This is a genomic window from Pseudomonas sp. FG1 (genome assembly GCF_034313875.1).
Lineage (GTDB): Bacteria > Pseudomonadota > Gammaproteobacteria > Pseudomonadales > Pseudomonadaceae > Aquipseudomonas > Aquipseudomonas veronii.
Genome location: NZ_JAVIWP010000001.1, coordinates 5,777,079 through 5,804,041 on the forward strand (window position 1 = coordinate 5,777,079; position 26,963 = coordinate 5,804,041).

The 26,963-nt window shown below is 60.6% G+C and carries 20 protein-coding genes, 4 tRNA genes, 3 rRNA genes, 2 pseudogenes and 1 riboswitch; of the genes and pseudogenes, 10 read left to right on the forward strand and 19 right to left on the reverse strand.

Annotated features, from left to right (window positions below; all coding sequences use genetic code 11):
- Positions 1-22 precede the first annotated feature (22 nt).
- From RGV59_RS26500 to gltX, 8 genes are all read right to left on the reverse strand, one after another.
- Positions 23-457 (reverse strand): acyl-CoA thioesterase, encoded by a 435-nt coding sequence (locus RGV59_RS26500; protein WP_017847711.1) that lies wholly within the window; start codon positions 455-457, stop codon positions 23-25.
- Positions 458-495: 38 nt separating this feature from the next.
- A complete protein-coding gene (locus RGV59_RS26505; protein WP_017847712.1) occupies positions 496-1,329 on the reverse strand; it encodes an alpha/beta hydrolase in 834 nt (277 codons plus the stop codon).
- Positions 1,330-1,343: 14 nt separating this feature from the next.
- Complete coding sequence (locus tag RGV59_RS26510; protein ID WP_046382629.1) at positions 1,344-1,883, reverse strand: TetR/AcrR family transcriptional regulator; 540 nt, start codon at positions 1,881-1,883, stop codon at positions 1,344-1,346.
- A gap of 184 nt (positions 1,884-2,067) precedes the next feature.
- Positions 2,068-2,143: transfer RNA gene (locus RGV59_RS26515), tRNA-Glu, on the reverse strand.
- Positions 2,144-2,221: 78 nt separating this feature from the next.
- Positions 2,222-2,297 (reverse strand) — tRNA-Ala (locus RGV59_RS26520).
- A 50-nt stretch (positions 2,298-2,347) separates the two neighbouring features.
- Positions 2,348-2,423 (reverse strand) — tRNA-Glu (locus RGV59_RS26525).
- A 77-nt stretch (positions 2,424-2,500) separates the two neighbouring features.
- Positions 2,501-2,576: transfer RNA gene (locus tag RGV59_RS26530), tRNA-Ala, on the reverse strand.
- A gap of 147 nt (positions 2,577-2,723) precedes the next feature.
- Positions 2,724-4,205: a glutamate--tRNA ligase gene (gene gltX / locus RGV59_RS26535; protein WP_017847714.1), complete on the reverse strand. Its 1,482-nt coding sequence runs from the start codon at positions 4,203-4,205 to the stop codon at positions 2,724-2,726.
- 196 nt (positions 4,206-4,401) lie between these two features.
- On the opposite strand from gltX, the gene RGV59_RS26540 reads away from it, so the two are divergent.
- Positions 4,402-5,448: an HlyD family secretion protein gene (locus RGV59_RS26540; RefSeq protein WP_017847715.1), complete on the forward strand. Its 1,047-nt coding sequence runs from the start codon at positions 4,402-4,404 to the stop codon at positions 5,446-5,448.
- 49 nt (positions 5,449-5,497) lie between these two features.
- The gene (locus RGV59_RS26545) at positions 5,498-6,988 is read left to right on the forward strand and encodes an MDR family MFS transporter (protein WP_185833598.1); all 1,491 of its coding nucleotides are present in this window, start codon (positions 5,498-5,500) and stop codon (positions 6,986-6,988) included.
- Between the two features lie 120 nt (positions 6,989-7,108).
- On the opposite strand, the pseudogene RGV59_RS26550 reads toward RGV59_RS26545, so the two are convergent.
- The 3 genes and pseudogenes from RGV59_RS26550 to uvrB form a co-directional block, all read right to left on the reverse strand.
- Positions 7,109-7,210 (reverse strand): annotated as a pseudogene (locus RGV59_RS26550) (UvrB/UvrC motif-containing protein); the annotation flags it as partial.
- 105 nt (positions 7,211-7,315) lie between these two features.
- Positions 7,316-7,414: pseudogene (locus tag RGV59_RS26555) on the reverse strand (UvrB/UvrC motif-containing protein); the annotation flags it as partial.
- Between the two features lie 109 nt (positions 7,415-7,523).
- Positions 7,524-9,539, reverse strand: coding sequence for an excinuclease ABC subunit UvrB (gene uvrB, locus RGV59_RS26560; protein ID WP_017847718.1), 2,016 nt, complete (start codon positions 9,537-9,539; stop codon positions 7,524-7,526).
- 345 nt (positions 9,540-9,884) lie between these two features.
- Here uvrB and RGV59_RS26565 point away from each other — a divergent pair, with 345 nt between their 5' ends.
- The gene (locus RGV59_RS26565; RefSeq protein ID WP_017847719.1) at positions 9,885-11,081 is read left to right on the forward strand and encodes an amino acid aminotransferase; all 1,197 of its coding nucleotides are present in this window, start codon (positions 9,885-9,887) and stop codon (positions 11,079-11,081) included.
- A gap of 111 nt (positions 11,082-11,192) precedes the next feature.
- On the forward strand, positions 11,193-11,402 hold the full coding sequence (locus RGV59_RS26570; RefSeq protein ID WP_017847720.1) for a hypothetical protein: 210 nt from the start codon (positions 11,193-11,195) through the stop codon (positions 11,400-11,402).
- A gap of 44 nt (positions 11,403-11,446) precedes the next feature.
- Here RGV59_RS26570 and ptrR read toward each other — a convergent pair whose 3' ends face one another.
- A complete protein-coding gene (ptrR, locus tag RGV59_RS26575; RefSeq protein ID WP_046382626.1) occupies positions 11,447-12,319 on the reverse strand; it encodes a putrescine utilization regulator PtrR in 873 nt (290 codons plus the stop codon).
- A gap of 103 nt (positions 12,320-12,422) precedes the next feature.
- Between ptrR and RGV59_RS26580 the strand changes: the two genes are divergently transcribed.
- On the forward strand, positions 12,423-13,814 hold the full coding sequence (locus RGV59_RS26580) for an aldehyde dehydrogenase family protein (RefSeq protein WP_126586362.1): 1,392 nt from the start codon (positions 12,423-12,425) through the stop codon (positions 13,812-13,814).
- A gap of 55 nt (positions 13,815-13,869) precedes the next feature.
- Here the strand turns inward: RGV59_RS26580 and RGV59_RS26585 are convergent, their stop codons facing one another.
- A complete protein-coding gene (locus RGV59_RS26585; RefSeq protein ID WP_017847723.1) occupies positions 13,870-14,175 on the reverse strand; it encodes a protealysin inhibitor emfourin in 306 nt (101 codons plus the stop codon).
- A 28-nt stretch (positions 14,176-14,203) separates the two neighbouring features.
- Positions 14,204-15,265, reverse strand: a complete 1,062-nt coding sequence (locus tag RGV59_RS26590; RefSeq protein WP_017847724.1) for a M4 family metallopeptidase — start codon at positions 15,263-15,265, stop codon at positions 14,204-14,206.
- 134 nt (positions 15,266-15,399) lie between these two features.
- Between RGV59_RS26590 and RGV59_RS26595 the strand changes: the two genes are divergently transcribed.
- The 4 genes from RGV59_RS26595 to RGV59_RS26610 all read left to right on the forward strand — a co-directional run bounded on the left by RGV59_RS26595 (position 15,400) and on the right by RGV59_RS26610 (position 19,449).
- Positions 15,400-16,329, forward strand: a complete 930-nt coding sequence (locus RGV59_RS26595) for a DNA/RNA non-specific endonuclease (protein ID WP_017847725.1) — start codon at positions 15,400-15,402, stop codon at positions 16,327-16,329.
- Between the two features lie 35 nt (positions 16,330-16,364).
- Positions 16,365-16,560: riboswitch (cobalamin riboswitch) on the forward strand.
- Positions 16,561-16,673: 113 nt separating this feature from the next.
- Complete coding sequence (locus RGV59_RS26600) at positions 16,674-17,684, forward strand: ABC transporter substrate-binding protein (protein WP_102618876.1); 1,011 nt, start codon at positions 16,674-16,676, stop codon at positions 17,682-17,684.
- On the forward strand, positions 17,681-18,685 hold the full coding sequence (locus tag RGV59_RS26605; protein ID WP_102618877.1) for a FecCD family ABC transporter permease: 1,005 nt from the start codon (positions 17,681-17,683) through the stop codon (positions 18,683-18,685). The genes RGV59_RS26600 and RGV59_RS26605 overlap by 4 nt, the downstream gene beginning before the upstream one ends.
- Positions 18,682-19,449 carry an ABC transporter ATP-binding protein gene (locus RGV59_RS26610; protein WP_126586363.1) on the forward strand — a complete coding sequence of 256 codons (768 nt, stop codon included), beginning with the start codon at positions 18,682-18,684 and terminating at the stop codon, positions 19,447-19,449. The genes RGV59_RS26605 and RGV59_RS26610 overlap by 4 nt, the downstream gene beginning before the upstream one ends.
- A 93-nt stretch (positions 19,450-19,542) precedes the next feature.
- Here the strand turns inward: RGV59_RS26610 and RGV59_RS26615 are convergent, their stop codons facing one another.
- Positions 19,543-20,103, reverse strand: a complete 561-nt coding sequence (locus tag RGV59_RS26615) for a nucleotidyltransferase family protein (protein WP_017847729.1) — start codon at positions 20,101-20,103, stop codon at positions 19,543-19,545.
- A 154-nt stretch (positions 20,104-20,257) separates the two neighbouring features.
- On the opposite strand from RGV59_RS26615, the gene chrA reads away from it, so the two are divergent.
- Positions 20,258-21,466 (forward strand): chromate efflux transporter, encoded by a 1,209-nt coding sequence (chrA, locus tag RGV59_RS26620; protein ID WP_104902747.1) that lies wholly within the window; start codon positions 20,258-20,260, stop codon positions 21,464-21,466.
- A gap of 54 nt (positions 21,467-21,520) precedes the next feature.
- On the opposite strand, the gene RGV59_RS26625 is transcribed toward chrA, so the two are convergent.
- The 4 genes from RGV59_RS26625 to RGV59_RS26640 form a co-directional block, all read right to left on the reverse strand.
- Positions 21,521-21,754: a hypothetical protein gene (locus tag RGV59_RS26625; RefSeq protein ID WP_017847731.1), complete on the reverse strand. Its 234-nt coding sequence runs from the start codon at positions 21,752-21,754 to the stop codon at positions 21,521-21,523.
- 193 nt (positions 21,755-21,947) lie between these two features.
- Positions 21,948-22,063: ribosomal RNA gene (gene rrf / locus RGV59_RS26630) — 5S ribosomal RNA — on the reverse strand.
- Positions 22,064-22,219: 156 nt separating this feature from the next.
- Positions 22,220-25,111, reverse strand: a 23S ribosomal RNA gene (locus RGV59_RS26635).
- A gap of 278 nt (positions 25,112-25,389) precedes the next feature.
- Positions 25,390-26,926 (reverse strand): 16S ribosomal RNA (locus tag RGV59_RS26640).
- The 16S, 23S and 5S rRNA genes sit together here, the layout of an rRNA operon.
- Positions 26,927-26,963: the final 37 nt, after the last annotated feature.

Here is a 26,963-nt window from a genome sequence, read left to right on the forward strand (position 1 = left end):
ACTGGGTTTCCCGCCGCGACCGTTAACCCCCTGTCAGGGCGGCGCCGTAGCCGTCGAGAAACTCCGCCGGCATGCGCTTGGGCTTGCCGCTGGACAGTTCGATGCAGACAAAGGTGGTTTGTGCGCGCAGCAGGGTCGCGCCGTCGCGAGGGCGTACCAGCTGGAAACGCCGGGTCATTTTCAGGCGCTGGTCCCAGTCGACGATCCAGGTCGCCAGTTGCAGCTCGTCGCCTTCATAGGCGGCCGCCAGGTAGTCGATCTCATGGCGCACCACCGCCATGGCGCGGTCCAGTCGCCGGTACTCGGTGAGGTCCAGCCCCAGGCGCTGGGAATGGCGCCAGGCGCAACGTTCCAGCCAGGACACGTACACCGCGTTATTGGCATGCCCCAGGCCGTCGATGTCCTCAGCGACGACCTGCAGATCGATGATAAACGGCGTTGCCAAATCCCAGCCCATACCTTGCTCCTGTCGATTGATGTCGGCAGGGCAGTGTATCAGGCAGTTTGGCGCGCCTGTAAACGGCAGCCCGCCAGCAGCGCCAGCACCGCCTCGACGACCCGCGGATCGGCCAGCACGCGCTGGTGCCCGCCCTGCTCCAGGCGCAACAGGCGGCTGTCAAACCAGGCGTCGTGGATGACCTGGGAAGCGCTGACCGGCACGAAGGTATCGTCTTCGGCATGCACGATCAGGCCGGGGAGGTCCATCTGGTAATGGGCCACGTCCAAGTGCTTGAGCGGCATGCCCAGGGTCAGCTCGACTTCCTGGATAAACGCTGAGCGCGCCCGCGACGGCAAACCGACCATCCCGGCAAACCCGCCGAGCACATCAAGGAAGCGCGACGGCGCGGCAATGCTCACCAGCGCTTCGGTACGCAGCCCCAATTGCACCGCCAGCATCGCACTGGCGCCGCCCATGGAGTGGCCGACCACCGCATGCAACGGCGGCAGCTCGGCCGCCGCTTCAAGCATCGCGCGGGCAAACAGCAGTACGTGGGCTTCACGCCCCGGCGAACGGCCATGGGCCGGGCCATCGAGGGCGAATACCGAATAGCCGTTCTGCACCAGCGCAGTGATCAGGCTGGCGAACTGGGTGGGCCGACCTTCCCAACCGTGCATCAGCAGCACCGCCGGGCCCTGGCCCCAGCGCAACGCCGACAGGCCGAAACGCAAGGTGACGCGCTCGGCGTGCGCCAGCAGCGGCAACTCCCAATCCCGCGGTGGCAGATCCCGCGGGGTCATGAAGACCCGCCGCATGCTGTTGGCCACCGTGTGCGGCGCCAGGCGCCCCAAAGTGCCGTTGACGCCACGAATCCAGGTCAATGCGCCCATTCTTATAACCCCTCTTAACGTATGGCCGACTTGGCGGCACGCAACACACGATCGGACAATTCACCCGGCCCCAGGGCACGCGCCAATGCCAGCCCACCGACCATCAAGGCCATGTCCGCCAGGGCCTTGTCAGTGTCTTCCGGGCTGGCGGCCAGTTGTGCGGCCATCAGTTCCACATGTTCGTTGAGGACATCGCGAAAGGCGTCCGGCAGGCGGCCCATCTCGCCCACGGTTGCCGGAATCGGGCAAGCCTTGGCCGTGGAGTCGCGGTGCTTGCGCGACAGGTAGAACGCCGCAACCAGGGCACGGCGCTCTTCGCCGGTGAGTTGGGCATCCATGTCGTCGATCGATGCACGGCGCTGGGCCAGCAATTGGCTGAAGGCTTCCAGCATCAGCGCATCTTTGCTTTCAAAGTGCGCATAGAAGCCGCCGACAGTCAGCCCCGCCGCCCCCATGACCTCGCCAACGCTCGGCTCGGCCGGGCCACGCTGGACCAACGCGGCGCTAGCAGCCTGCAGGATACGTTCGCGGGTTTGCGCTTTTTTATCGCTCATCGTGTGCCTCCGACTCTCATGGGTTAAATATTATAGCCATAATAATATTTCGCAAGCGAGCGGCACGACCATTGGTCAGAAGCCCGGAGGGGCAAGGGAAGGGAGAATTGGCCAAACGCCAGACAAACAAAAGGGCCATTCAATAATTGAATGACCCTTAAAAATCCCGCAGAGCGGGTAATCGTGGCGTCCCCTAGGGGACTCGAACCCCTGTTACCGCCGTGAAAGGGCGGTGTCCTAGGCCACTAGACGAAGGGGACACAAACCTTCTATACAACTGATCAGGCTGAGACTGATCGATCCAAGGGCGGCGTGGCCAAAACCTTGAACCTGTAAATTGGTGGAGCTAAACGGGATCGAACCGTTGACCTCTTGCATGCCATGCAAGCGCTCTCCCAGCTGAGCTATAGCCCCGGATTTTTCGCCTCGCGGCGCAGCAGACCTTGCGAACTGCTTGTTGAAACTGGCGTCCCCTAGGGGACTCGAACCCCTGTTACCGCCGTGAAAGGGCGGTGTCCTAGGCCACTAGACGAAGGGGACAAAACCTTCTGTACAACCTGATCAAGCTAGGCCTGATCGATTCAAGGACGGTGTGGCCAGACCTTGAACCTGTAAATTGGTGGAGCTAAACGGGATCGAACCGTTGACCTCTTGCATGCCATGCAAGCGCTCTCCCAGCTGAGCTATAGCCCCTCATCGGTGAGGACGGGGCGAATCTTAATGGCGCTTTGGGAACGTGTCAAATTTATTTTCAACAATTTCCAAAATTTTTTGCCGGGATAACAATCACTTACCAACCAAACCCCGAAAAACCGGGGTTTGGCCGCCACAAGCGCTGACTCAGGCGATCGCGCCCAGCAGCTTCTCCCACTCTTTGTTTTCTTTCTTCGACACACCACCAAGCAAATCAAGGGCTTGGCGCAGACGGAAACGCGTAAGGTCCGGGCCGAGAATTTCCATCGCGTCGAGTACCGACACCGAACTGGCCTGCCCGGTGATCGCGGCAAACATCAGCGGCATGGCATCGCGCAATTTCAGCTCGAGGGATTCGACCACGGCCTGGATCGTCGCGGTGATGGCGTCCTTCTCCCACTGGCGCAGGCTTTCGAGCTTCCACAGGATCAGTTGCATCAACTGGCGCACCTGATCGGCGGAGAGTTTCTTCGACTCAAACAGTTTGACGTCCGGGTTCACGCCACCGGCGAAGAAGAAACTGGCCAACGGTGCGACCTGGCTGAACGTCTCCACCCTGCCCTGCACCAGCGGCGCGATCTTCATCATGTACTCGGGGTTCAACGCCCACTGCTGCACGCGGCTGGCGAACTCTTCCACCGGCAGGTCACGCAGCCACTGGCCATTGAGCCACGACAGCTTCTCGATATCGAAGATCGGCCCGCCCAGCGACACGCGGGACAGGTCGAAGTTATCGACCATTTCCTGCAGCGAGAACTTCTCGCGCTCGTCCGGCATCGACCAACCCATGCGGCCCAGGTAGTTGAGCATCGCTTCGGGCATGAAGCCCATGCGCTCGTAGAAGGTCACCGAGGTCGGGTTCTTGCGCTTGGACAGCTTGCTCTTGTCCGGGTTGCGCAGCAGCGGCATGTAGCACAACTGCGGTTGTTCCCAGCCGAAGTACTCGTAGAGCAGGATCAGCTTCGGCGCCGAGGGCAGCCATTCTTCCCCGCGCAGCACATGGGTGATGCCCATCAGGTGGTCATCGACCACGTTGGCCAGGAAGTACGTCGGCAGGCCGTCGGTCTTCATCAACACTTGCATGTCCATGCGGTCCCACGGGATCTCGACGTCGCCGCGCAACATATCCGGCACCACGCACACGCCTTCGCTCGGCACCTTCATGCGGATCACATGGGGCTCGCCGGCGGCCAGGCGCGCGGCCACTTCTTCTTTCGACAGCAGCAGCGCGCGGCCATCGTAGCGCGGGGTTTCTCCACGGGCCTGTTGTTCGGCGCGCATCTGGTCCAGTTCTTCGGCGGTGCAGAAGCAGGGGAACGCATGGCCCATGTCGACCAACTGCTGGGTGTACTGCTTGTAGATGTCGCTGCGCTCGCTCTGGCGATACGGGCCGTGCGGGCCGCCGACGTCCGGGCCTTCCGACCAGGTGATGCCCAACCAGCGCAGGGCATCGAAAATCTGCTGTTCGGACTCGCGGGTCGAACGCAGTTGATCGGTGTCTTCGATCCGCAGGATGAATTCACCGCCGTGCTGCTTGGCAAAGCAGTAGTTGAACAAGGCGATGTAGGCAGTGCCGACGTGGGGGTCCCCGGTAGGCGATGGCGCGATGCGCGTGCGGACGGTGGTCATGGCTGGTCTCGAATGGGCGATATAACTGAAATTGAAACAAGGGGCGAATGGTAACAGCCATGGGCACTTAGGCTCCAGCGTCCTCCGTACCGAGCATGGCATATAGGCCAAGTTTGAGCCTGGAGACTCGCCGTAGCTATTTGCCAACTGGCTGGCTGGTTATATTCCATTACCTCTTGTTACAGACTCCGCGCCCATGCCTGCCCCACTGAAACGCCGCCTGCTTATCTTCGTATTGATCGTGAGCCTGATCGCCCTGGGTTTCTTCGCCCATTGGTTCTTCAGGGGCCGCTTCTACGAAAGCACCGACAACGCCTACGTGCAGGGTGAGATTACCCGTGTCTCCAGCCAGCTCGGCGCGCGGATTGTCGAGGTGCTGGTGGGCGACAACGAGCACGTGCAACAAGGCCAGTTGCTGGTGAGGCTTGAAGACGACGACTTCCACCTCGCCGTGGACCGCGCCAACGCCGCCCTCGCCATGCGCGAAGCCGAGCGCACCCAGGCGCAGAGCAAGTTGACCCAGCAAGCCAGCCTGATCGCCGCCGGCGAAGCCAAAGTCGCGTCCAGCCAGGCCAGCCTGGGTCGTTCGCAGATCGACCTGTCCCGCGCCCAAACCCTGCGCAAACCCGGCTACGTCTCGGAAGAACGGGTGACCACCCTCTCCGCCGACAACCATATCGCCCGCTCCCAAGTGGCCATGGCCCAGGCCGACCTGCAGGGGCAGCGCCAGCAGGTCAACGCGCTGAATGCCGAGATCAAGCGCCTCGACGCGCTGATCGCCAATGCCAGAACCGACCTGGCCCAGGCCGAGCTGAACCTGACCCGCAGCGAAATCCACGCGCCCATCAGCGGCCTGGTCGGCCAACGCGCCGCGCGCAACGGCCAATACGTACAGGCCGGCGCCTACCTGCTGTCGATCGTCCCCGACCAGGACATCTGGATTCAGGCCAACTTCAAAGAAACCCAGATCGGCCACATGCAGCCTGGGCAAAAGGCCGAGCTGACGTTCGATGCTTACGGCGATACGCCGATCGAGGCGCGGGTCGACAGCCTGTTCGCGGCCTCCGGGGCGCAGTTCAGCCTATTGCCGCCGGACAATGCCACCGGCAACTTCACCAAAGTCGTTCAACGGATTCCGGTGAAACTTACGTTTGCTGCGGATAACCCGCTGAAGGGCAAGATCCGCCCCGGCATGTCCGTCACCGTCAAAGTGAACATCAAAGATCAGCCTGATGGCCGGTGATCAACTGCTGCGCCCGGTCGGCGAACCGACCCGGCGCGACTGGATCGCGGTGATGAGCGTGATGCTCGGCGCCTTCATGGCGGTGCTCGACATCCAGATCACCAACTCGTCCCTCAAGGACATCCAGGGCGCGCTGTCGGCCACCCTGGAAGAAGGCTCGTGGATTTCCACCTCCTACCTTGTGGCCGAAATCATCATGATCCCCCTCACCGCCTGGCTGGTGCAGTTGCTCTCGGCACGGCGCCTGGCGGTATGGGTGTCGGTGGGGTTCCTGATCGCCTCGCTGATGTGCTCCATGGCCTGGAGCCTGGAAAGCATGATCGTGTTCCGCGCCCTGCAGGGTTTTACCGGCGGCGCGCTGATCCCGCTGGCGTTTACCCTGACCCTGATCAAGCTGCCCGAGCACCACCGCGCCAAAGGCATGGCGATGTTTGCCATGACCGCCACCTTCGCGCCGTCCATCGGCCCGACCATCGGCGGCTGGCTCACGGAAAACTGGGGCTGGGAATACATCTTCTACATCAACGTGCCGCCCGGGCTGCTGATGATCGCCGGGCTGCTCTACGGCCTGGAAAAAAAGGCGCCCCACTGGGAGCTGCTCAAAAGCACCGACTACACCGGCATCGTCAGCCTCGCCATCGGTTTGGGCTGTTTGCAGGTGTTTCTGGAAGAAGGCCACCGCAAGGACTGGCTCGAGTCGAACCTGATCGTCAGCCTGGGCAGCATCGCCCTACTGAGCCTGATCACCTTCGTGATTGTGCAGCTGTCCAAACCCAACCCGCTGATCAACCTTGGCATCCTGGCCAATCGCAACTTCGGCCTGTCGAGCATTTCCAGCCTGGGGATGGGTGTCGGGTTGTATGGCTCGATCTATCTGTTGCCGTTGTACCTGGCGCAGATCCAGAACTACAACGCGCTGCAGATCGGCGAAGTGATCATGTGGATGGGCATTCCGCAGCTGTTCCTGATCCCGCTGGTGCCCAAGCTGATGAAATACGTGTCGCCCAAATGGCTGTGCGCCGTAGGCTTCGGGCTGTTCGGCCTGGCGAGTTTTTCTTCGGGGGTGCTCAACCCAGACTTTGCCGGCAGCCAGTTCAACCAGATCCAGATCATCCGCGCCCTCGGGCAGCCGTTGATCATGGTAACCATCTCGCTGATCGCCACGGCCTACATCCTGCCGCAGGACGCCGGGTCGGCTTCCAGCCTGTTCAACATCCTGCGCAACCTCGGCGGCGCCATCGGCATCGCGCTGCTGGCGACCTTGCTGGATGCGCGCACCAAGACCTATTTCGATTATTTACGCGAAGCGATCGTGCCGACCAACCCGCAGGTGGCGGAACGGCTGGCGACGCTGACGGAACAGTTCGGCAACCCGACGGCGGCGCTGGGCAAACTCAGTGAGATTACGCACCAGCAGGCGCAGATCATGGCCTACAACGATGCGTTTCACTGCGTGGGGTTCGCGTTGGGCGTAAGCATGCTCGCGATCTTGTTGACCAAGGCGTTGCCGGCGGGGCTTAAGGCTGGGGGGAGTCATTGAGACCGTGTCGCGCCTATCGGGAGCAAGCTCCCTCCCACATTTGATCGGGTTCCAACGTTGAAATGCGGTCAAATGTGGGAGGGGGCTTGCCCCCGATGAGGCCAGTACCGCCACTACCGATCAAACCGCCAACAGGCGCTCACGCAACTTGCCGATCTCATCGCGGGTTTGCGCCGCCGCTTCGAACTCCAGATCCCGCGCCAGTTGGTACATTTTCTCGCCTATCGGGAGCAAGCTCCCTCCCACACTTGATCGGGTTCCAACGTTGAAATGCGGTCAAATGTGGGAGGGGCTTGCCCCCGATGAGGCCAGTACCGCCACTACCGATCAAACCGCCAACAGGCGCTCACGCAACTTGCCGATTTCATCGCGGGTTTGCGCCGCCGCTTCGAACTCCAGATCCCGCGCCAGCTGGTACATTTTCTCGCCTATCGGGAGCAAGCTCCCTCCCACACTTGATCGGGTTCCAACGTTGAAATGCGGTCAAATGTGGGAGGGGGCTTGCCCCCGATGAGGCCAGTACCGCCACCACCGATCAAACCGCCAACAGGCGCTCACGCAACTTGCCGATTTCATCGCGGGTTTGCGCCGCCGCTTCGAACTCCAGATCCCGCGCCAGTTGGTACATTTTCTCTTCCAACTGGCGGATACGCTTGGCGATCTCGCTCGGCGAGCGCAGTTCGTTTTCGTACTTGGCGCTTTCCTCGGCGGCCTTGGCCATGCCTTTGCGCTTCTTGCTGCGCGAGCCAGGCACGGTGGCGCCTTCCATGATATCGGCGACGTCCTTGAACACGCCTTTGGGCGTGATGCCGTTCGCCAGGTTGAAGGCGATCTGCTTGTCGCGACGGCGCTCGGTCTCGCCAATCGCCCGCTCCATGGAGCCGGTGATGCGGTCGGCGTAGAGAATCGCCCGGCCATTGAGGTTACGCGCCGCACGGCCGATGGTCTGGATCAGCGAACGCTCGGAGCGCAGGAAGCCCTCCTTGTCCGCGTCCAGAATCGCCACCAGCGACACTTCCGGCATGTCCAGGCCTTCGCGCAGCAGGTTGATCCCCACCAGCACATCGAAGGTGCCCAGTCGCAGGTCGCGGATGATCTCCACGCGCTCCACGGTGTCGATGTCCGAGTGCAGGTAGCGCACGCGCACGCCGTGGTCGGCCAGGTAGTCGGTCAAGTCTTCGGACATGCGCTTGGTCAGCGTGGTGACCAGCACCCGCTCTTCCAGGGCCACGCGCTTGCTGATTTCCGAGAGCAGGTCGTCGACCTGGGTCAACGCCGGGCGGATTTCGATCTGCGGGTCGACCAGGCCGGTCGGGCGCACCAGTTGCTCGATCACGCGCCCCGCGTGCTCAGCCTCGTAATTGCCGGGCGTCGCCGAGACGAAGATGGTCTGCGGGCTGATGCGTTCCCATTCGTCGAAGCGCATCGGCCGGTTGTCCAGCGCCGACGGCAGGCGGAAGCCGTATTCCACCAGGGTTTCCTTGCGCGAACGGTCGCCCTTATACATCGCGCCGACTTGCGGCACGCTGACGTGGGATTCGTCGATCACCAACAGCGCGTCGTCCGGCAGGTAGTCGTAGAGCGTCGGCGGCGGCGCTCCGGATTCACGGCCCGAGAGGTAGCGCGAGTAGTTTTCGATGCCGTTGCAGTAGCCCAGTTCCAGGATCATCTCCAGGTCGAAACGGGTGCGTTGTTCCAGGCGCTGGGCTTCCACCAGCTTGTTGTTGGCGCGCAAGTATTCCAGGCGCTCGGCCAGCTCGACCTTGATGCCCTCGACGGCGCCCATCAGGGTTTCGCGCGGCGTGACGTAGTGGCTTTTGGGGTAGAAGGTGAAACGCGGCAGTTTGCGGATCACTTCGCCGGTCAACGGGTCGAACGCCGACAGGCTCTCGACTTCATCGTCGAACAACTCGATGCGGATCGCTTCCAGGTCGGACTCCGCCGGGTAGATGTCGATCACATCGCCGCGCACGCGGAAGGTGGCGCGGGCGAAGTCCATGTCGTTGCGCGTGTATTGCAAGCTCGTCAGCCGACGCAGCAGTTCGCGCTGGTCGAGTTTGTCGCCACGGTCGACGTGCAGCACCATCTTCAGATAGGTTTCCGGGCTGCCGAGGCCGTAGATGCACGACACCGTGGTGACGATGATCGCGTCCTTGCGCTCCAGCAGCGCCTTGGTCGCTGACAGACGCATCTGCTCGATGTGGTCGTTGATCGATGCGTCCTTCTCGATAAAGGTATCGGAGGACGGCACATAGGCTTCGGGCTGGTAGTAGTCGTAGTAGGAAACGAAGTACTCCACCGCGTTGTTCGGGAAGAACGCCTTGAACTCGCCATACAACTGCGCGGCCAGGGTTTTGTTCGGTGCCAGTACCAGGGTCGGGCGGTTGATCTGCGCGATCACGTTGGCGATGCTGAACGTCTTGCCCGAACCGGTCACCCCGAGCAGCGTCTGGTGCGACAGGCCCGCTTCGATGCCTTCGACCATCTGGCGAATCGCTTCGGGTTGATCGCCGGCGGGTTCAAAGCGGGTGACGAGCTGGAAATCCGACATAACGTACCTCTTTCAAGTCACCCCCGGCTGCACTCCACCAAGGACGAAAAAAGCTCAGCGACCCGCGAATTTTCATCGCAGGTTGCAGGAAAAAACCATGATAGCTGTAGAAGTGGTGACGAATGTGCCGGGTTTCAAGGCAATCGTCCGACCTGCCGTCTACGCTCAAGGTTGGATTAAGACTGACGGTCGGTAAATAAACCGAAAAACTTGGCCGAAAAGCCGTTTCGGTTGTCGCCCTTGACCGTGATGGCCTCTATACTAGCTCCCCGTTTGTGCACCGCTCTAGTGCATTCGGCTGGAGCGCGACACGTCCCTCCTTTCCCCCAAAGAGCTGCCGCAAAAATGAGCCTGTTCTCCGCTGTCGAAATGGCACCACGCGATCCAATCCTGGGCCTCAACGAAGCATTCAACGCCGATACACGAACCACCAAGGTCAACCTTGGCGTGGGCGTTTACTGCAACGAGGAGGGGAAGATTCCACTCTTGCGTGCCGTTGCCGAAGCGGAAGCCATTCGCGTGGCGCAACACGCTGCCCGTGGCTACCTGCCGATCGACGGGATCGTGGCCTACGACCAGGCTGTGCAAAAGCTGCTGTTTGGCGCTGACTCGCCGCTGCTGAGCGCTGGCCGCGTGATCACCGCACAAGCGGTCGGCGGCACCGGCGCGCTGAAGATCGGTGCAGACTTCCTCAAGCAACTGCTGCCCAATGCCGTGGTTGCCATCAGCGACCCAAGCTGGGAAAACCACCAGGCGCTGTTCGAAAAAGCCGGCTTCCCGGTGCAGACCTACCGCTACTACGACGCCGCCACCCACGACGTGAACCGTGCCGGCCTGCTCGCCGACCTCAACGCCCTGCCGCCGCAATCGATCGTGGTGCTGCACGCCTGCTGCCATAACCCGACCGGCGTCGACCTGAGCCCGGCCGACTGGCAACAAGTGCTCGACGTGGTCAAGGCGAAAAACCTGGTGCCGTTCCTCGACATGGCCTATCAGGGTTTTGGCGATGGCATTTACGAAGACGCCGCCGCGGTGCGCCTGTTCGCGGAATCGGGCCTGACGTTCTTTGTATCGAGCTCGTTCTCCAAGTCGTTCTCCCTGTACGGCGAACGCGTGGGCGCGCTGTCGATCGTCAGCGAATCCAAGGAAGAAAGCGCGCGCATCCTGTCCCAGGTCAAGCGTGTGATCCGCACCAACTACTCCAACCCGCCGACCCACGGCGCGGCGGTCGTGGCCGCAGTGCTGAACAACCCTGAGCTGCGCGCCCAGTGGGAAGCCGAGCTGGCGGAAATGCGCCTGCGCATCCGTGGCATGCGCGAGCAGATGGTCGCCGAACTGGCCAAGGCTGCGCCGGGCCACGACTTCAGCTTCGTCGGTCGCCAGCGTGGGATGTTCTCCTACTCCGGCCTCACCGTTGAGCAAGTCACCCGTCTGCGCACCGAGTTTGGCATCTACGCGCTGGACACCGGGCGTATCTGTGTGGCCGCGTTGAACCAGTCGAACATTGGTGCGGTAACGAAGGCGATTGTTCAGGTTCTATAAACCTGGCGGCGCTGAACGAAGGGAAGCTACGGCTTCCCTTTTTAATGCCTGTCAGAAAACGCCCTGCTCCCCTAGACTGAACCCCGACTGCCCCTTTGCTGTGAGAGCCCTATGAGAAACGACGACCTGGACCTGCGTGCCGACCGCGACGAACTGGACCACTTCACCCCGCGCGCGCCGCAAGCCAAGCGCCAGAAAAGCCTGGTCTTGCAAGTGGCCCTCGGCGTATTCCTCGGCGGGTTGGCCCTGTGGCTGGTGCAATTGGGTGCGACAGCGATAATGGCCAAATTGGCGATGGGTACCCTGCAATTCGGCGGCTGATGAAGATTGAAAGGTGGGAGGGGCAAGCCCCTCCCACATTGGTTTTATGGGGTTGCCAGGACGCGTTCCTCCAGTAACCTTACGAAGCTGTTCAGGCTCTGCGACACCGTGCCTCGGCGCCAGATCAACCAAGTGTGCAAGACGCGGAAACTGTCCGTCAGCGGCCACACACTCACCGTGGTAAACCCCGGCATGCTTTCCAACATGCTGCGCGGCATCAGCGCCAGGCCGGCCCCGGCGCTGACGCAGGCAAGCATGCCGTGGTAAGACTCCATCTCGAAAATCCGCCCCGGCACCGCGCCGTCCTGTGCGAACCAGCGCTCGAAGTGGTGGCGGTACGAACAGTTGGAGCGAAAGGTATAGATGCTTTCCCCGTTCACATCCTGCCCGCGGGTGATCGGCGCGTGATGCAGCGGTGCAATCACCACCATCTCCTCCTCGAACACCGCCAGGCCCTCCAGGGTGGCATGCAACACCGGCCCATCGACGAATGCCGCCGCCAGACGCCCCGACAACACGCCTTCGATCATCGTGCCCGAGGGCCCGGTACTCAGGTCCAGCTCGACCTTGGCGTGCTTCTGGTTATATGCCGCCAGCAGTGCGGGAATACGCACCGCTGCGGTGCTTTCCAACGAACCGAGGGCAAACGCGCCCTGGGGCTCCTCCCCCGCCACCGTCGCACGGGCTTCTTGTACCAGGTCGAGAATACGCCGCGCATAGCCGAGGAAATTCCACCCGGCCGGGGACAGACGCAGGCGGCTCTTCTCGCGGATAAACAGCGCCACGCCAAGATCCTGCTCCAGTTGCTTGATGCGCGTGGTCAGGTTGGACGGCACCCGATGAATCAACTGCGCGGCGGCGCTGATGCTGCCTTGCTCGGCAACGGCCTTGAAGATTTCCAGCTGCACCAGGTCCAAATCATTCTCCAATCGTGAACGTATTGCTTAATATTATTCACTTTCCAGAAAAGATATAGCCCCTTACGCTGATTCCAATCCAAACCTTCAGCAGGACGGTGCCATGAACGCTATCGCTCACCAGACCCACGCCCTCTCGATCAACCCCGCCACCGGCGAAACGGTCGGCAGTTACCCGTATGAAAACGAGAGCCAGCTGGACGCCACCCTCAACCGCGCGACCGCCGCTTTCCGCACCTGGCGCCGCCAGCCGCTCAGCCAGCGCGCAGAGCGGTTGCAGGCCCTGGCCGGCGCGCTGCGTGAGCAAGCCGAAGCAATGGCGCAGATGATCACCCTGGAAATGGGCAAACCCATCATCCAGGCCCGCGCCGAAATCGAGAAATGTGCGCAACTCAGCGAATGGTACGCCGCCCACGGTCCAGCCATGCTCGCCGCGGAACCGACGCTGGTGGACAACGGCAGCGCGCACATCGAATACCGCCCGCTGGGCCCGATCCTCGCGGTGATGCCGTGGAACTTCCCGGTCTGGCAAGTCCTGCGCGGCGCCGTGCCGACGCTGCTCGCCGGCAACACTTACGTGCTCAAACACGCACCGAACGTGATGGGCAGCGCCTACCTGATGAAAGCGGCGTTCCACAAAGCCGGCTTTTCCGAAGGCCTGTTCGAAGTGCTCAACGTGACCCAGGACGGCGTTTCCAAAGCCATCGCCGACCCACGCATCGCCGCCGTCACCCTCACCGGCAGCGTGCGCGCCGGTATGGCCATCGGCGCCCAGGCCGGTGCCGCGCTGAAGAAATGCGTGCTCGAACTGGGCGGCTGCGACCCGTTCATCGTGCTCAACGACGCCGACCTCGACGCCGCCGTCCAGGCCGCGGTGATCGGCCGTTTCCAGAACAGCGGCCAAGTCTGCGCCGCGGCCAAGCGCCTGATCATCGAAGCCGGCGTGGTGGACGCCTTCACCGCCAAGTTCGTCGAAGCCAGTCGCCAACTGGTGATGGGCGACCCGACCTCGACCCACACCTACGTCGGCCCGATGGCCCGCTTCGACCTGCGCGACGAACTGCACGGCCAGGTCCAGGCGACCCTGGCAGAAGGCGCGACCCTGCTGCTGGGCGGCGACAAAGTGCCCGGCGCCGGCAACTACTACGCACCGACCGTGCTGGCCGACGTCACCGACCAGATGACCTCGTTCAAACAAGAGCTGTTCGGCCCCGTCGCCTCCATCATCAGCGCCCGCGACGCCAATCACGCCGTGGCCCTGGCCAACGACAGCGAGTTCGGCCTGACCGCGAGCATCTTCACCCGCGACTCGGCGAAAGCACGCGAGATCGCCGACCAGCTGGAAACCGGCGGGATCTTCGTCAACGCCTTCAGCGTGTCCGACCCGCGGGTGGCGTTTGGCGGCGTGAAGAAAAGCGGCTTTGGGCGAGAGTTGTCGCACTTTGGCGTGCGGGAATTCTGCAATGCGCAGACGGTGTGGCTGGATCGCAAATAATCCACCGCAACCCCTGCGGCAAGGGCGCGTGATCCCACGGGGCTGCGCAGCAGGCTCAGCAGCGGATATGCCGGCGCACGCACTGCACCAGCCCGTCCAGCGCCTCTGACTTCACTGGCGCGAGCACACAGACCGTGTGCTCGCGCTCACCTTCGGTCACGGTCAGGGTGTAATGCACCTGGCCTGGATTACCGGGTTCCGGCGCGGTGCTTTGCGGCAACTGAAAGAAATGTGAAGCCTCGATCAGTTGCCGCAACTCTTGCTGGTCCGCCTCGGGCAGCGTCTCCAGTTCCACGGTGTTCGGTCGGGCCAGGCCCGGGAAAAACGCGGGTCCCCCAATTTCCTTGATCGAAATTTGCATGGCTGTTCCTCACCGCCCAGGCGGGTTGTCAGACGTTAATGCCCACTGCTTTCCAGCCTTCCTTCACCGCCTTGTGCTCGGCCTTGCCAGCACCGTACAGCCGACCGGCAATGTCGTAGGTGATGCGCGCGAAACGCAGAAACCCCGCGTTCGGCCGCAACCGCGCATCGCGTAACGCGTCATACCAGATACGCCCTGCGCGCTCCCAGGCAAACCCGCCGATCTTCGTGGCTACCTGATAGAACGCATGGTTGGGAATACCGGAATTGATATGCACCCCGCCGTTGTCCTCATAGGTCTGAACAAAATCGTCCATATGCCCCGGCTGAGGGTCCTTGCCCAGCAGCTTGTCATCGAACGCGGTGCCCGGCGCTTTCATCGAGCGCAACGCAGTGCCTTTGATTTTCTTGGTAAACAACCCTTTGCCGATCAACCAATCCGCATCTTGCGCCGTTTGCTGCAGCGCGTACTGCTTGATCAGTGAGCCGAACACGTCGGACAGCGACTCGTTCAACGCACCGGATTGATTGAAATACATCAGCTTGGCCTCATCCTCGGTCACACCGTGGGCCAACTCATGGCCAATGACATCAAGGGCTATCGTGAAACGGTTGAATAGCTGCTGATCGCCATCACCAAACACCATCTGGCTCGAGTTCCAGAATGCATTGTTGTAGTTCTGGCCAAAATGAACGGTCGCGTCCAGCGCCATACCGGCGTCGTCTATAGAGTTGCGGTCGAAGACCTGATCGAAAAAATCGAATGTGGCGCCCAACCCATCGTAGGCCTCGTCCACCGCCACATCACCACTGACGGGCTGCCCTTCGCCACGGATCAACTTGCCCGGCAGACTATCGGCGCCCTCGGCGCTGTAGATCGAACGCCGTTTTTCGGCGCCCATGGGCAGGGCCATGTGGGCGGCCCCGTTGGCGGGTACGGCAACCATGCGCAACGAACGGAACGTGCTGTCTTTGGCGCGTGTGCGTAACGCGACTTCCCGTTGCGCTTTATCGCCGTTGCGGGCGATCTGGTCGAGCATGTATGGCGGGATCAGGCAGAAAATCGGGTTGCGATGCTGGCGAACACACATTGGCTGGCTCCATTTTGGCGTGAGGTGAATGTCCGGATAACCGTTCAAGAATAGTCCTGCCGTGGCGGCTTGGGCCAAATTGTCATGAAGCTATGCTGCAGTAGTGTTAATCCGAGGACTGCGAGGAACTTACAATGCCCCCACGCGCCACCAAAATCGACCTTTCGCACCGCCCCCGGCTCGCCGATCTGCGCCCGTTGATCGCAGCCGGCCCCAGCCTCATGGAGGCCCGGGCGGCGACTGCGCGTGTCACTGCGGCCAAGGACCTGCAGGACCGGCGCGGCTACGCTGAAGCGTTTCTCGACCGCTTCGTGGTGCCATGGCCCACGGTGGATGAAGCCCTGCTGGCTGACGTACAGCCGCTGCGCCTGGACTACACGCACTTCTCAGTGACCATGTCGCGCTCGAGGCGACTGGCACTCTACGTGGGCGCCAATATCGATGGCGCACAGCATGTGGATATCATCCGCAGCAACGACGCCTGGGCCTACGACGGCCGCCTGCCCATCAGCGCACAGGTGGGTGATGCGCTCTACACCGACAATGGCCTGGACCGCGGTCATCTGGTGCGCCGACAGGACCCCAACTGGGGTGACGCGGCCAACACCGCCAATGCCGACACCTTCCACTTCACCAACTGCTCACCGCAGATGAGCGGGTTCAACCAGAAGACCTGGCTGGAACTCGAGGACTACATTCTTGATAACACTCAACGCTGGAAAGCCCGGGCCACGGTGTTTACCGGCCCGGTGTTGGCGGACGACGACCGCGTCTACCGGGGCGTTAAAATCCCCAAAGCGTTCTGGAAAGTGGTCGCCTACCTCAGCGACGACGGCAAGCCCTGCGCCAGCGCCTACATGATCGACCAAAGCCGCGAGCTGGGTCAGCTCGACCTCATGTTCGGCCAGCTCAGAACCTACCAGCGCAGTGTGATTCAGATCGAACGATTGACCGGTATCCGCTTCGCCAACCTGGCCGACTACGACGGTTTCAGCAATGAAGAGCGCGCCACGGGGACGCGAATTGAAGCGCTGATCCAGGGCCCTGAAGATATTCGTCTGTAACCGGGCGACCTAAGGCTATATCGCCCCGCCGTGATCGACTACCATACCGCGCCGGTTCCCAAACGGGACTAATAGGGAATCCGAAGCGCGGTACACCGCGCCAATCGGAACTGCCCCCGCAACTGTAGATGCCGAGCCCGCTCCCCCACTGCCACTGGACCCCGTCCGGGAAGGCCGGAGCGTGGCGACGACGCATCAGTCAGGAGACCTGCCGGCCCAGCAAAATCACTAACCGGCGGGGTGTCCGGGAAGGACATCCTTGCCTGCCTCACCCGCAGCGGTCGAGGGCGTGTTTCCGAACCGTACACCCCCTGTTCCAGGTACGGCTCCAAGGAGATTGCCCAATGCTGCCACGCGTTACCGCCCTGCTCACCGGCCTGGGCCTGTGTGCCCTGGCCCAAGCGGCCCCCACTCAGTACCCGCTGACGGTGGAGAACTGCGGCAGCAGCCTGACCTTCGCGCAAGCGCCCGCCCGCGCCGTGACCATCGGCCAGGCCGCCACCGAAATGCTCTATGCCCTCGGCGTGGGCGATAGAGTGGTCGGCACATCGCTGTGGTTCAATAACGTGCTGCCGCAATTCAAGGCGCTGAACGACGGCATCGAACGCCTGGCCAATAACGAACCGAGCTTCGAGTCGGTGATCGCCAAGCGCCCGCAACTGGTGGCGGCCGAGCTGGAATGGGTGGTCGGCCCGCAAGGCGTGGTGGGCACCCGCGAGCAGTTTCATGAGTTGAAGATCCCCACCTACCTGCTGCCCTCCGACTGCGAAGCCAAGAACAACCGGGTGGGCGCCGACGGCACGCGGCTGGAGCCGTTCCGCATCGACACGATCTACAAGGGCATCCGCCAGTTGGCGGAGATTTTCGACGTGCAGGATCGCGGCCAGCAACTCAACGATGAACTCAAGGCACGCCTGGCCAAGTCCGTCGCCACCGTGCAAGGCAAGGGGCTCAAGCAGGCCAGCGCGCTGGTGTGGTTTTCCAGCGCCGAGATGGCCAGCGATCCCTATGTGGCCGGTCACAAGGGTGTCCCCGAATTCATGCTGCAAACGCTCGGACTGCGCAACGTGGTGCAGTCCGATGAGGAATGGCCCGCCGTCGGCTGGGAAACCATCGCCAAGGCCAACCCCACCGTGCTGGTGATCGCCCGCATGGACCGCCGCCGCTACCCGGCCGACGATCATGCACAGAAGCTCGCCTTCCTGCGCAGCGACCCGGTGACGCGCAACATGGACGCGGTGAAACACAACCGCATCATCATCCTCGACGCCATGGCCCTGCAGGCCAGCGTGCGGACCTTCGAGGGTCTTGAACAACTGGCTGCGGCCATCGACGGCTACGACCTGCCGAAATGATACGAACCCTAATCGCCCTGGCATTGCTACTGATCGCCGTGCTCGCCGGCGTGGCCATCGGCGAAACCGCCATCGCGCCGCAGGTGGTGTTGCAGGTACTCGCCAACAAACTGTGGGCGGCCGGCTACGTGCTGGACCCGATCGATGAAGGCGTGGTGTGGAACTACCGCCTGACCCGCGCCCTGGTCGCCGCCGCATGCGGGGCCGGGCTGGCCACCTGCGGGGTGATTTTGCAGTCGTTGTTGCGCAACCCCCTGGCCGATCCTTACCTGCTGGGCATCAGCGCCGGCGCTTCGACCGGCGCAGTCCTGGTGGTGCTGATGGGCGTCGGCGGCGGCTTGGTTTCGCTGTCGGTCGGTGCGTTCGGCGGGGCGATGGCGGCGTTTGCGCTGGTGGTATTGCTCGCACGGGCCAGCGGTTCGTCCAGCGGCACCGGGCAGATCATCCTCGCAGGGATTGCCGGCTCGCAGCTGTTCAATGCGCTCACCGCGTTCCTGATCACCAAGTCGGCCAGCTCCGAACAGGCACGCGGCATTCTGTTCTGGCTGCTGGGCAACCTCAGCGGCGTGCGTTGGCCGTCGGTGTGGCTGGCGGTGCCGGTGGCGGTCGCCGGGTTGGCGGTGTGCCTGTGGCATCGTCGGGCGCTGGATGCGTTCACCTTCGGCCGCGACTCGGCGGCCTCCCTCGGCATCCCGGTGCGCCGCGTGCAATGGGTGCTGGTGGGCTGCGCGGCGCTGGTCACGGCGGTGATGGTATCGATTGTCGGCTCCATTGGTTTTGTCGGGCTGGTGATTCCCCATGCCGCGCGCCTGCTGCTCGGCACCGGGCACTCGCGCCTGTTGCCGGCCAGCGCATTGGGCGGCGCGCTGTTTTTGATTGCAGCGGATGTGCTGTCGCGCACCTTGATCAAGGGCCAGGTGATTCCGGTTGGCGTCGTCACTGCGCTGGTCGGCGCGCCGGTGTTTGCACTGATTCTGATCGGCCGGAGAAACCCTCGATGAGTGCGCCGGTATTGAGCTGCAGCGGGCTGGGCTTCAAGGTGCGGGAAGCCGAGTTGCTGCGGGATATCCACCTGGAGGTGACGCTCGGCGAAACCCTCGGGATCGTCGGCCCGAACGGCTCGGGTAAATCCACCTTGCTCAAACTGTTGGCCGGGTTGCGTACCCCCGCTCATGGCGAAGTACGCCTGGGTGGCGAGCGCCTGGGCGAGCTGTCCCGCCGCACCGTGGCACAACGTCTGGCCGTGGTGGAACAACAGGCCGACACCGACGATGCCATTCGGGTGTTCGACGCTGTCGCATTGGGCCGCACCCCGTGGCTGTCAGCGCTGAGCCCGTGGTCCGAGGCAGACGATCGCATCGTGCGCCAGGCGCTGCACGACGTGGACGCCATGCACTTGAGCAACCGCGCCTGGCGCAGCCTCTCCGGCGGTGAGCGCCAACGCGTACACATCGCCCGCGCCCTGGCGCAACAGCCACAGATTCTGGTGTTGGATGAGCCGACCAACCACCTGGATATCCAGCATCAACTGTCGATTCTCAAGGGCGTGCAGGCGTTACCCGTGACCACCCTGATCGCCCTGCACGATCTCAACCAGGCACTGACCTGTGATCGCCTGGCCGTGCTGGACCGCGGGCGTTTGGTGGCGCAGGGCAAGCCGCAGGACGTGCTGACGCCGCAGCGGCTGCAGGACACCTTCGGAGTGCAGGCGCACTACCTGACGGACCCGTTTGACGGGGCGCAGATTCTGCGACTGCGCGCTTAACGGCAACACCGTTCAAATGTCGGCACTGTAGAGCCCGGCGAGGCGGCGATGGGATTAGCGCGCAACACCTGCCGAACTGCCGCGCGCGCTGGGCTAATCCTCGACAATCCTCAGCCAAGGCCACCGCGCCTGATAGCTGCGCGCCTTCTGCACAAACAACTCCGGCTCAGGATTGATCGGGTTGATCCTGAGCAGGCCCTGCTCCATATCAGTCAAACCAAATGGCGCATACACCTCGCCCGTCGCCACATCCAGCCCGATGCACGTCCCGGCCACCAGGTAACGATCAATCCCGGCGCGCGCGGAGTGCAGCTGCGGATACGGTCGGCCAAACCGCTGGCCATACCAAAGGTGAACGCGCGCCTGATTCTTCACTTCAATTTCTACCTCCAAATCCTCGAACAGCCGCTGTGCAGCGCGAATGACCGCGTCTTCGGCCTCCCAGGAAAGGTCCGGGTCGAAGTAAAAAACGTCGTAGTCCTTCACTCCCTGGTCAGCAGGCAGATTCGACTGATGATTCCAAACAGCCTGGAACAGACAGCCCGCGGTCAGCATGCACTGGTTCACACCAAGGGCGGGCAGGCGCGCGGTGATCTCGGCGTTGATGGGGTTGGCCATGGCCAACTCGAGAAAGGTTTCGACGGTCAATGTCATGTTCAATCCTTTGTAGTGGGCACCTGTCTTGGGGAGCCAACAGTACAACAACGCAGGTTACGCTTTCACGTAACGGCCTCTTCTTCACGTCATCAAAATTCGCTAAGGTGCCTCGACACACCGCTCCCCTATTGCCCTCACCGAGACGCCGACCTTGGCCCATTCCCCGACTGATCGCCCCGCCAGCTCCTGGTCGGTGTTTCTGATTTTCCTGCGCTTGGGGCTCACCTCCTTCGGCGGCCCCGTCGCGCACCTGGGTTACTTTCGCGACGAATTCGTCACCCGGCGCCGCTGGCTGAGCGAGCGCAGTTATGGGGATTTGGTCGCGCTGTGCCAATTCCTGCCCGGCCCGGCCAGCAGCCAGGTAGGTATCGCGTTGGGCCTGTCGCGGGCCGGCTACGGTGGGGCGCTGGCGGCATGGTTGGGGTTTACGCTGCCGTCGGCCGTTGTGCTGATCCTGTTCGCCTTGGGCATTGCCCAGCACAGCACGGCGCTCCCGCCGGGTGCGCTGCATGGCCTTAAAGTGGTGGCCGTCGCCGTGGTCGCCCAAGCCGTGTGGGGCATGGCGCGCAATCTGTGTAGCGACGCAGCGCGCATCAGCGTGATGCTGATCGCGGCGTGCGTGGCGCTGCTGCAAACTTCGGCGTGGGGCCAGGTCGCCGTGATCAGCGCGGCGGCGCTGGCTGGTCTGCTGCTGTTCAAGCCCACGCCACCGGCCGCGCACGATGCGTTACCCGTGACGCTCAGCCGCCGCGTGGGGGCGATGTGGTTGTCGCTGTTTGTGCTGGTGTTGGCCGGCCTGCCGATCCTGGCCCAACTGATCCCCAATCAGAGCCTGGCGATGACCGACGCGTTCTACCGCAGCGGCTCGCTGGTGTTCGGCGGCGGCCACGTGGTGCTGCCGCTGCTGCAGGCCGAAGTCGTGCCCACCGGCTGGGTGAGCAACGATGTCTTCCTCGCCGGCTATGGCGCCGCCCAGGCCATGCCCGGCCCCTTGTTCACCTTCGCCGCGTTCCTCGGCGCGTCGATGAGCCAGGCCCCGAGCGGCTGGCTCGGTGGCCTGCTCTGCCTGCTGGCCATCTTCGCCCCGTCGTTTTTACTGGTGCTCGGCGCACTGCCCTTCTGGGAAAGCCTGCGCCGCAGCCCGCGCACCCAGGCCGCCCTTGCGGGCGTGAACGCAGCGGTGGTGGGGCTGTTGCTGGCGGCGCTGTACCAGCCGGTATGGACCAGTGCGATCTTCAGCGCACGGGATTTCGGCCTGGCCCTGATCGGCCTGGTGGCGTTGATGGTGTGGAAGCTGCCACCGTGGCTGGTGGTTGTCGGAAGCGGCGCGCTCGGATGGTTATTGAGTCTTGCCCTGTAACGCGTCCACCGCGCCTTGCTGCTTGACCTGTCCGAAGACCTCGGCGGCTGACGACTAGCCCTTCAACTCACTCGCGCGATTGCTCGCCGCGTCGTCGTAAGCCACATACAACGACTCGGCGATTTGGCTCTTGATGGCTTTGGTGGATTCGAGGCCCAAGACAAACCCTTCGGCTTTGCCGCCGGCACGGTTGAGTTCTTCGTGGGTGGAGGCACCGGTGATGGCGTCGAGGAGTTTGGAGGCGTGAGGGCCGACACCTTTTGGAAGGGAGATTTGGTCGATGGTCATTGCGAAGCCTTTATGAAAAATGGACGGTAGCGCGTGGACCACTGCCGGGCTGGCATGGTAGACCTGTTTGTCGAGAAAGGGGCTGCTTTCGGCCCAAAACCGGACATCGAGTGTCTACAGATTCAGTGGCCCTTTCCGACCGCCCAAAACAAAACCCCTGTCTGCATAAGCAAACAGGGGTTCTGGAATTTAATCTTGACGATGACCTACTCTCACATGGGGAAACCCCACACTACCATCGGCGATGCATCGTTTCACTGCTGAGTTCGGGATGGGATCAGGTGGTTCCAATGCTCTATGGTCGTCAAGAAATTCGTGTACTGAGTCGTGGCCAGCTGGCCTCGCTTCAGCAAATTGGGTATGTGATAGTTTTCGGTGTTTTGTAAGAGTCGAACTTTCGGTTCGTTTCGTCTTCACACACCGCAATCTGGTCTCTTTCGAGTTCGCAAATTGCTTGGGTGTTATATGGTCAAGCCTCACGGGCAATTAGTATTGGTTAGCTCAACGCCTCACAGCGCTTACACACCCAACCTATCAACGTCGTAGTCTTCGACGGCCCTTCAGGGGACTCAAGGTCCCAGTGAGATCTCATCTTGAGGCTAGTTTCCCGCTTAGATGCTTTCAGCGGTTATCTATTCCGAACATAGCTACCCGGCAATGCCACTGGCGTGACAACCGGAACACCAGAGGTTCGTCCACTCCGGTCCTCTCGTACTAGGAGCAGCCCCTCTCAAATCTCAAACGTCCACGGCAGATAGGGACCGAACTGTCTCACGACGTTCTAAACCCAGCTCGCGTACCACTTTAAATGGCGAACAGCCATACCCTTGGGACCGGCTTCAGCCCCAGGATGTGATGAGCCGACATCGAGGTGCCAAACACCGCCGTCGATATGAACTCTTGGGCGGTATCAGCCTGTTATCCCCGGAGTACCTTTTATCCGTTGAGCGATGGCCCTTCCATACAGAACCACCGGATCACTAAGACCTACTTTCGTACCTGCTCGACGTGTCTGTCTCGCAGTCAAGCGCGCTTTTGCCTTTATACTCTACGACCGATTTCCGACCGGTCTGAGCGCACCTTCGTACTCCTCCGTTACTCTTTAGGAGGAGACCGCCCCAGTCAAACTACCCACCATACACTGTCCTCGATCCGGATAACGGACCTGAGTTAGAACCTCAAAGTTGCCAGGGTGGTATTTCAAGGTTGGCTCCACGCGAACTGGCGTCCACGCTTCAAAGCCTCCCACCTATCCTACACAAGCAAATTCAAAGTCCAGTGCAAAGCTATAGTAAAGGTTCACGGGGTCTTTCCGTCTAGCCGCGGATACACTGCATCTTCACAGCGATTTCAATTTCACTGAGTCTCGGGTGGAGACAGCGCCGCCATCGTTACGCCATTCGTGCAGGTCGGAACTTACCCGACAAGGAATTTCGCTACCTTAGGACCGTTATAGTTACGGCCGCCGTTTACCGGGGCTTCGATCAAGAGCTTCGCGTTAGCTAACCCCATCAATTAACCTTCCGGCACCGGGCAGGCGTCACACCCTATACGTCCACTTTCGTGTTTGCAGAGTGCTGTGTTTTTAATAAACAGTCGCAGCGGCCTGGTATCTTCGACCGGCATGAGCTTACGGAGCAAGTCCTTCACCCTCACCGGCGCACCTTCTCCCGAAGTTACGGTGCCATTTTGCCTAGTTCCTTCACCCGAGTTCTCTCAAGCGCCTTGGTATTCTCTACCCAACCACCTGTGTCGGTTTGGGGTACGGTTCCTGGTTACCTGAAGCTTAGAAGCTTTTCTTGGAAGCATGGCATCAACCACTTCGTCATCTAAAAGATGACTCGTCATCAGCTCTCGGCCTTAGAATCCCGGATTTACCTAAGATTCCAGCCTACCACCTTAAACTTGGACAACCAACGCCAAGCTGGCCTAGCCTTCTCCGTCCCTCCATCGCAATAACCAGAAGTACAGGAATATTAACCTGTTTTCCATCGACTACGCTTTTCAGCCTCGCCTTAGGGACCGACTAACCCTGCGTCGATTAACGTTGCGCAGGAAACCTTGGTCTTTCGGCGTGGGTGTTTTTCACACCCATTATCGTTACTCATGTCAGCATTCGCACTTCTGATACCTCCAGCAAGCTTCTCAACTCACCTTCACAGGCTTACAGAACGCTCCTCTACCGCATCACTTACGTGATACCCGTAGCTTCGGTGTATGGTTTGAGCCCCGTTACATCTTCCGCGCAGGCCGACTCGACTAGTGAGCTATTACGCTTTCTTTAAAGGGTGGCTGCTTCTAAGCCAACCTCCTAGCTGTCTAAGCCTTCCCACATCGTTTCCCACTTAACCATAACTTTGGGACCTTAGCTGACGGTCTGGGTTGTTTCCCTTTTCACGACGGACGTTAGCACCCGCCGTGTGTCTCCCATGCTCGGCACTTGTAGGTATTCGGAGTTTGCATCGGTTTGGTAAGTCGGGATGACCCCCTAGCCGAAACAGTGCTCTACCCCCTACAGTGATACATGAGGCGCTACCTAAATAGCTTTCGAGGAGAACCAGCTATCTCCGAGCTTGATTAGCCTTTCACTCCGATCCACAGGTCATCCGCTAACTTTTCAACGGTAGTCGGTTCGGTCCTCCAGTTAGTGTTACCCAACCTTCAACCTGCCCATGGATAGATCGCCCGGTTTCGGGTCTATTCCCAGCGACTAGACGCCCTATTAAGACTCGCTTTCGCTACGCCTCCCCTATTCGGTTAAGCTCGCCACTGAAAATAAGTCGCTGACCCATTATACAAAAGGTACGCAGTCACCTAACAAAGTAGGCTCCCACTGCTTGTACGCATACGGTTTCAGGATCTATTTCACTCCCCTCTCCGGGGTTCTTTTCGCCTTTCCCTCACGGTACTAGTTCACTATCGGTCAGTCAGTAGTATTTAGCCTTGGAGGATGGTCCCCCCATATTCAGACAAAGTTTCTCGTGCTCCGTCCTACTCGATTTCATGACTAAGAGATTTTCGCGTACAGGGCTATCACCCACTATGGCCGCACTTTCCAGAGCGTTCCGCTAATCTCAAAGCCACTTAAGGGCTAGTCCCCGTTCGCTCGCCACTACTAAGGGAATCTCGGTTGATTTCTTTTCCTCAGGGTACTTAGATGTTTCAGTTCCCCTGGTTCGCCCCTTACACCTATGTATTCAGTGTAAGGTAACCATCTTATGATGGCTGGGTTCCCCCATTCAGACATCTCCGGATCAAAGTCTGTTTGCCGACTCCCCGAAGCTTTTCGCAGGCTACCACGTCTTTCATCGCCTCTGACTGCCAAGGCATCCACCGTATGCGCTTCTTCACTTGACCATATAACCCCAAGCAATCTGGTTATACTGTGAAGACGACATTCGCCGAAAATTCGAATTTCTCAATTAAGAGAACTCACAAATTTTACCTTAGCCTGATCCGTTACCAGTGAAAGTAACGTTCAGTCTATCTTTCTATCACATACCCAAATTTTTAAAGAACGGTTCTGAAAAAGATCAGAGCTAACTATTCGATTCGAATGTTTAGCTCTGCACTTTGACAAACGCATGAATCAAGCAATTCGTGTGGGAACTTATGGAGCAGCTGATGTCGTCGATTAAGGAGGTGATCCAGCCGCAGGTTCCCCTACGGCTACCTTGTTACGACTTCACCCCAGTCATGAATCACACCGTGGTAACCGTCCCCCCGAAGGTTAGACTAGCTACTTCTGGTGCAACCCACTCCCATGGTGTGACGGGCGGTGTGTACAAGGCCCGGGAACGTATTCACCGCGACATTCTGATTCGCGATTACTAGCGATTCCGACTTCACGCAGTCGAGTTGCAGACTGCGATCCGGACTACGATCGGTTTTCTGGGATTAGCTCCACCTCGCGGCTTGGCAACCCTCTGTACCGACCATTGTAGCACGTGTGTAGCCCAGGCCGTAAGGGCCATGATGACTTGACGTCATCCCCACCTTCCTCCGGTTTGTCACCGGCAGTCTCCTTAGAGTGCCCACCATTACGTGCTGGTAACTAAGGACAAGGGTTGCGCTCGTTACGGGACTTAACCCAACATCTCACGACACGAGCTGACGACAGCCATGCAGCACCTGTCTCAATGTTCCCGAAGGCACCAATCTATCTCTAGAAAGTTCATTGGATGTCAAGGCCTGGTAAGGTTCTTCGCGTTGCTTCGAATTAAACCACATGCTCCACCGCTTGTGCGGGCCCCCGTCAATTCATTTGAGTTTTAACCTTGCGGCCGTACTCCCCAGGCGGTCAACTTAATGCGTTAGCTGCGCCACTAAGAGCTCAAGGCTCCCAACGGCTAGTTGACATCGTTTACGGCGTGGACTACCAGGGTATCTAATCCTGTTTGCTCCCCACGCTTTCGCACCTCAGTGTCAGTATCAGTCCAGGTGGTCGCCTTCGCCACTGGTGTTCCTTCCTATATCTACGCATTTCACCGCTACACAGGAAATTCCACCACCCTCTACCATACTCTAGTCAGTCAGTTTTGAATGCAGTTCCCAGGTTGAGCCCGGGGATTTCACATCCAACTTAACTAACCACCTACGCGCGCTTTACGCCCAGTAATTCCGATTAACGCTTGCACCCTCTGTATTACCGCGGCTGCTGGCACAGAGTTAGCCGGTGCTTATTCTGTCGGTAACGTCAAAACAATCACGTATTAGGTAACTGCCCTTCCTCCCAACTTAAAGTGCTTTACAATCCGAAGACCTTCTTCACACACGCGGCATGGCTGGATCAGGCTTTCGCCCATTGTCCAATATTCCCCACTGCTGCCTCCCGTAGGAGTCTGGACCGTGTCTCAGTTCCAGTGTGACTGATCATCCTCTCAGACCAGTTACGGATCGTCGCCTTGGTGAGCCATTACCTCACCAACTAGCTAATCCGACCTAGGCTCATCTGATAGCGCAAGGCCCGAAGGTCCCCTGCTTTCCCCCGTAGGACGTATGCGGTATTAGCGTCCGTTTCCGAACGTTATCCCCCACTACCAGGCAGATTCCTAGGCATTACTCACCCGTCCGCCGCTCTCAAGAGAAGCAAGCTTCTCTCTACCGCTCGACTTGCATGTGTTAGGCCTGCCGCCAGCGTTCAATCTGAGCCATGATCAAACTCTTCAGTTCAAACATCTTTGGGTTTTTAAGAAACCCTAAACTTGGC